Raw genomic sequence first — 6,131 nt, forward strand, 5'->3', positions numbered from 1 at the left:
AATGTGCTCTTCAGGCGATTATTCGGCCATGGCGACAGCAGTCACCAGATCGTCCATGATTTTCGTCGGATGTGGCAGACTGTCCGGCACGTCGTTTGTGAATACGGCAATCAAAAGGGTCTGACCCCGCACTGTCTGGAGATAACCTGATAAGGAGTGGGTTGCTGCGAGCGTACCTGTTTTTGCATGCAGGTGACCAGCGACGACCGTGCCAATAAAACGGTGCGCAAGCGTTCCGTCTGATGCTGCCAGCGGAAGGTCGTCCCGCCATTCAGCGCCCCAAGGTTGTTGGTCAGCGCGGAGAAGGAGTTGGATCACAGTTTGAGGTGTAACGCGGTTGTAGGGGGACATTCCCGAGCCGTCGTAAAGAGAGAAGCCCACAGGAGCCAACCCCAGAGCAGTCAGAACCCGGCGGCGCTCGGCTAGTCCGTCTTCGACAGAACCATTCCCATGGACAAGAGCTAAGCGGCGGAGGAGGAGTTCGGCATGAAGGTTCTGACTGGTCTTTAGGAGATAACGGATGTCCTCTTTCAGATCTGGTGCTGGGAGGGTGGCAAGGACTTGAGCAGCTGGCGCAATGATTTCGGCTGGACTGTTCGCCAGGCGATGACGAGCTTTCACAGTCTGAACCTTGATGCGCGCGTCGTGAAGCAGCGACCTGAAATGGTGTGCCGTCAGGAGTGCTGGATCGTCGATCCCGATTTTCAATGTCTGGACTGCCGCTCCTACAGGTAGCGTGCCTGTCAGGACAAGACGGGTTTCACCGGGTTTCTTTTCAAAACTCAGCTCAGGTTTTCCATCCTGTACGGTAAGAGCCTGATTGATTACCGTCAGTTCCTCGGCTGGGGATGACCAGCGAAACAACGGGCGTTTGCCAGGGTATGCGCCGGGCTGTACGTCCAGTTCAGCGATATTGTCGTTCAGTGTAAGTGCCGAAACGGCCGTGCCCCATTGTGTTTGCAGGTTATTCCAGCTCCATCCATCACCCCAGCGCTCATCCGCGAACAACTGGTCATCAGCAATAATGGCATGAACGCGTCTGAGCTTTTTGGCGAAGACAGCATCGGCCAGCGTTTTCAGGCAGTCGGTTTTGCATGCAGCGTCATCGGAGAGGAAAGGATCTCCTGAGCCTTGGAGAATGAGATCTGGCGCGCCGTGAGCGTGTGGCGCCAGCAGAAGGGCAGTGGGATGTGTGGCTTCATCGCGCTCCAATTCGGCAAGATCAGCCATTGCGGCGGCTGTCGTGAAGAGTTTGGCATTTGACGCTGGGATGAAGCGCCCGGTGGCATTTCGGGAAAAAAGAACTTTTCCATCCCTCGTGGAAATGACAACTCCCCAGCGTACGCCCTGTTCTTGGGAGGTCCGGAGGATGGGCGAAAGTCGCTCAGCGAGGGCATGCGGTCCAAGAGGGGCAGAGGAACTGTGGAAAGCACAGGCGCTCAGGATTATGGGAAGTCCGGCTGTCCCGAAGGAAAGGAAAACCCGGCGAAAACCTTTCAGAGTAAAGCTGGAGATCTGACGCATAAGACCTTGGCTGACTGGGAATTACAAAGTTCAGCCTGACGCTGAAACAATAAGAGGCTGCCTGTGCTTGGTGTGCAGGCAGCCTCAGTGCGGGGAAGATCTGGAGTGGAAAAACCGCCCTTAGAATTCCATGCGAATACCGCCGCGATAAGTCCGGCCGAGCAGGTTGCTATAGGTTTCGTCGGCCTCAAGTCCGCCTTCCGGCAGAAGGATCGGAGAGGTGTTTGCGAGGTTGGTTACGGTCAGGAAAAGCTGCATCTTGCCGATTTTCTCGACCGGCAGATTGTAGGTCGCGTTCATGTCGAAGTAGAAAATGCCCGTGACACGGTTATCGTTGATCGTGGGATAATTGGCGTTATACGCTGGGCAGGTCCCCGAGCACTGAACATAGCTGTTGGAATAATTGCCTGCACTGATGCCCCGGGCGATGGCCGTGACGCTGTATCGTGACGTGCTGTAGGTGGCCGAGAAGCGGTAGATCCAGCGCGGCGGGCCGGACGAAATGTCGCCTGATGTGTCGACGGTATAGCCCACACCGGAATTAGAAACATATTTCAGGTAGTTTGTGGCCTGACCGTGGAGGGTGAACTTGCCATCGGCGTCGCGTAGCAGGCGGCGGAGGGGAAAGCTGTAAGAGGCGTCGATATCGATCCCACTGGTTTCAAGATTGGCAAAGTTGAACGGAGAGGCGCTGATGAGAAGATCACGCGTCCCACTCGGATCGGGACGGACCGCCGAACAGAAGGTCGTGTATCCTGCATAGCATTCGTTAATGATGGACTGCGGATAGAACTGTTCGATCGCACCTTTGATCTTGGTGTGGAACCAGTCAACCGAAACCGCCAGGCCGGAAACATATCGCGGAGTGATGACGGCGCCGACGACGGTTGTGTTAGCCGTCTCGGGACGCAGTTTCGTATTGCCGGTCGTCGTGGAGAGAACGGTAGCCGTCTGACCCGTGACCGGGTCGAGCACGCTCGTCGTCTGGGATGTCCCTGCGTTGTAGAGTTCGTTGATGTTTGGTGCACGGATGTCGTGCGACTGGGTGGCGCGGAACAGAACATCCCTGACAGGTTGCCACGTTCCGCCAACTTTCCATGTCGTGACATAGCCAGAAGTCGAGTAGTCCGTTCCGCGGACGGCACCGTTAAAGGATAGACCTTTCGCCAGCGGCACGGCGGTCTCCAAATAAGCTTCCTTGACGTTGTAGTGCCCAAAGGTCGGCCGGTAATTGCCGACCGACCAGCCCGACTGGTATTCTGCCGGAACGTATCCCGAGGCACGCTCGTCACGATATTCGCCACCGACGGCGACGTTCACATCTCCGGCCCATGTCGCAAAGGGGATCGTGGAGAGGTTGACGCCCGAGACGATTTCCTGAAACCGCTGATTCCGCCATGGTGCGCCAAGAGCGTAATCAATGGCCGATGACGACATAACGCCCGTTCCCAGCCAGTCGATCGGGGAGCAGCCATCGCCGGGATTGGTCAGGGAAGAGCGGCAGACAGTCTGCCCGGCCGAGTTTCGCACGGCATCGGTCGCATTGGCGATCTTTGCCGTGTTCATGACGTTGTAGATCTGCTCGTGTGTGTGGGTGACGCCATACTGGGCGTAGGCGTTCCATGAGGCGCGTTTGCCGAACATCTCGAAGTTGCCTTCGCCACCGAACGTATAACGCTGGACGTTGCGGAGATTGTCAGTCCGACGGTAGGGCATGTCGAGCGCAGTTGTCCCGACAGTGACGTTCGAGACATTCTGAAGTGCGTCAGCGCCAAGAGCATCCACAAGATAGGGGTTGGTCCCTTTCAGCGAGATTGAGCTGAGATACTGTGGCCCGGCGTTGTAGACGTATTCGCTCTCATTGTAGGCGCCCTCGGCATACAGGGTCATCCACGGCGCGACATCGTAGCTCAGGCGTCCGAAGAGATTTTTACGGTCGCTCTGAGGTTCCAGGCCAATATTTTTGTTATTGTTGGCCAGGTTCTGATCACCGCCGACCGAGACGCTGGAGGTCGACAGAGCGCCGTAATTGTAGTGATTGACACTTCCGCCCGGACCAAAATAGATCCCACGCAGCGAATTGGTCACGCCTCCCTTGGAGGCATTAATGATCCCTCCGGGCATGACGTTGTTGGTTCCTGCATTACCAACGCGGATGTAATAGGGCTGACCGTTTCCCGCTGCATAGTCGGGATTGGCGATAATGCGGTCGCCGTTTCTGTTCCAGCTGCGGTTTACACTGAAAATGCCGTCCTGATGGGCAATGTCGCCACTAAGAAGAACGTGCCCCTTCCCATGTGCGAAGCCAAAGCCGCCAGCTATGGCGGCATGCTGGTTCTCTCCATCCCCATAGTCCGAGATGCCGGAATCCGCAGTCACCTTCAGGCCTGTGTAGGTCTTGTCGAGTACGAAGTTCGTGACCCCTGCGACAGCATCGGAGCCGTACTGCGCGGAGGCTCCTCCCGTCACTACATCCACACGTTTGACCAGCTGCTGTGGGATTGTGTTGATGTCGACAATCCCGGTGATGGCGGATGGCGTGATCCGTCGTCCATCCAGAAGCACGAGTGACCGGACTGCACCAAGATTACGGAGGTTGAGTGCGTTGATGCCAGCGAGGCCATCACTTAGGGAATAGGCGGAATTCTGAGGTGTCTGGCTTCCCGCGAATTGCGGCATCTGGTTGATCAGGTCAGCAATATTGTTGCTTGGGGCCTGATTCAGGATTTCCTGTTGGTTAAGGGAGCTGATGGGGGTCGGAGACTTGATATGCGCGTTCGCAATGTGACTGCCCGTAACCGTAATGACTTCCCGGCTGGCCTTAACCGGTTTTTGAGTTTTTTTGTGCTCCGCGGAGGATTTTGTAGAGTGAGATGATGTGTCCTTGGCATCGGCAGGGCTGGACACTGTTGCGGCAGCATAAGCCTGCTGCGGCACGAGGTACGCTGCGCCCGACGACAGAGCTGCAAAGGACAGGAGATAAGACTTCAGGGGCAGTCTGGCCGTCATACCCTGGTTCCCTCGATAAGCGCCGGTGGGCGGTGATGTTGCGATATCGAATTAATATGCATGTCTGCTTTGCAACCGTCGATTTCGAAACTGCGCGCGCTATATAACCAAAAGTTAAGTGCGCGACATCTCCTTACGTTTCATGAAGGCAACATTTTGTTGGTGACGGGGAAGAATATGCCTCGGTTCCCGGCCGGATTTGCCTTTTGGAAATGTTTGTCCCGCACGCAGATCCGGCAGGAGTCAGTTTGGCTGTACGGCTGGTAGCTCTATGTCAAAGAAATGCAGCGTCCACAGATAGGCGTTCAGCCAGTCCTGTGTTCGCAGGAAGGCGTGGCGTTCACCGGGGAAGACGTGATCTTCGAACGGAATATTCCGTTCCACGAGCATACGGGCCAGCAGGACGGATTGTTCGAATTCGACGTTGAAGTCGTCATCCCCGTGGATCAGCAGGACTGGTGAGCGCCAGTGCGCGATGTCGGCAATTGGGGATGATAGCCACTCGCTCTCCTTTTCCCGCTGCTTCTCCTCGGGAGAAAGGCCGGAATGATCTGGTTCCGTCATGTCATGGACGCCGTGGAAATCTGCACCGGCTACGAACAGATCGCTGTTGCGGGCCAAGGCCAGAGCCGTCAGATAACCACCCCAGCTTCCACCCCAGATGCCGATCTTGCTGGGGGCCACGTCGGAACGGCTGCGGAGGAACAGTCCGGCTGCGTGAACGTCCTTGTATTCACTGGCGCCCGCGCGGCCGATGCCGGGGGCGGTTCGGAAGTCCACGCCGTAGCCGGTGCCGCTACGGTAATTGACGGCCAGCACCACATATCCGTGCGATGCCAGAAACTGGTTCATGACATAGGCATTGGAATAATAGCCCATCGGATTGAAGGCCGGGAGCATCTGCCGATACGGGCCGCCATGGACGAAGACCAGCGCGGGATGCGGACCGGGTGTTCCGGCGGGAGGCAGGAAGATCTGTCCGTGAATGTCGCGGCCGTCATCGCTGCGGAAATGCACGATCTGAGGGGTTGTGAATGTGAAGCCGTTCGGGGTAGCGGGGATTACGGGCAGGTGCCGGACAGTGTTCTGAAGCACGACCGGATGGGCGGGCTGGTCTGTGCCTGTAGCCATTATGGCAAGGACCGGTCCCGCCAGTGTGAGATCCATGACCTGTTCATTGGGCGCGCTCAGGACCACGGGCTGGCTGTTATCAAGGGGCTGGGACCAGGCGCGCCAGTGATCCGGATCACCGATATTGGCGGTGTAGAGCAGGCGGGTTTCATCTGCTGACAGACGGTATGACGCGATTTCGGCGTGATCCGGCGTCAGGCAGCGTGGTGTTGCGGCAGGGGCGGTGACGCTGAGGGCGCAGAGGCGCAGCCAGCCGCTGCCTTCCCAGGGGAACAGGAGCTGTCCGTTGCGGGTCCATGTCAGGTCCATGCCTTCCGGCGCCCAGAAGCGGTTTCCGGTGCCTTCCGGTGCGGTCCAGAGAGTATGCTCCGTGCCAGATGCGGTGTCATAGACCTGAAGGGACCAGAAATGTCCCTTGCCGCGTTCGGCCGTCATCAGGGGGTGATAGGCCCGGACGAAGGCAATGG

3 protein-coding genes are annotated in these 6,131 nt (G+C 57.4%); all 3 read right to left on the reverse strand.

The window, feature by feature from the left end; genetic code table 11:
- Positions 1-18: 18 nt before the first annotated feature.
- The gene (gene dacB, locus ABF979_RS10995) at positions 19-1,524 is read right to left on the reverse strand and encodes a D-alanyl-D-alanine carboxypeptidase/D-alanyl-D-alanine-endopeptidase (RefSeq protein WP_415559791.1); all 1,506 of its coding nucleotides are present in this window, start codon (positions 1,522-1,524) and stop codon (positions 19-21) included.
- Between the two features lie 120 nt (positions 1,525-1,644).
- Positions 1,645-4,533 (reverse strand): TonB-dependent receptor plug domain-containing protein, encoded by a 2,889-nt coding sequence (locus ABF979_RS11000; RefSeq protein WP_415559793.1) that lies wholly within the window; start codon positions 4,531-4,533, stop codon positions 1,645-1,647.
- Between the two features lie 243 nt (positions 4,534-4,776).
- Positions 4,777-6,131 (reverse strand): alpha/beta hydrolase family protein (locus tag ABF979_RS11005; RefSeq protein ID WP_415559795.1); only part of this gene is annotated, 1,355 nt, incomplete at its 5' end.

Source organism: Gluconobacter sp., assembly GCF_047723935.1.
In the GTDB taxonomy this organism is placed as follows: Bacteria; Pseudomonadota; Alphaproteobacteria; order Acetobacterales; family Acetobacteraceae; genus Gluconobacter.